This is a genomic window from Arthrobacter ulcerisalmonis (assembly GCF_900609065.1).
Classification (GTDB): domain Bacteria; phylum Actinomycetota; class Actinomycetes; order Actinomycetales; family Micrococcaceae; genus Arthrobacter; species Arthrobacter ulcerisalmonis.
Map to the genome: position 1 here is coordinate 1 of NZ_UXAU01000066.1, position 327 is coordinate 327.

General features: G+C 49.2%; 1 rRNA gene. It reads left to right on the forward strand.

The features are described 5' to 3' along the window. Window positions 1-155: 155 nt before the first annotated feature. Window positions 156-327 (forward strand): 16S ribosomal RNA (locus PSET11_RS16540); the annotation flags it as partial.

Here is a 327-nt window from a genome sequence, read left to right on the forward strand (position 1 = left end):
AAGTTTGTTGATACCGATTATGTTATGTGATTGGTTGATTGTGCTGTGCCGCCACCCCGTGGTGTGCGCAGTGTTTTTGGCTGGTTTCAAATTTTATGCAACCGCTTTTCTCCGTTATTTCCGGGGTGGGTGGTTGTTTCTGTTTTTGTTTTACTTCAACGGAGAGTTTGATCCTGGCTCAGGATGAACGCTGGCGGCGTGCTTAACACATGCAAGTCGAACGATGATCCCTAGCTTGCTGGGGGGATTAGTGGCGAACGGGTGAGTAACACGTGAGTAACCTGCCCTTGACTCTGGGATAAGCCTGGGAAACTGGGTCTAATACCG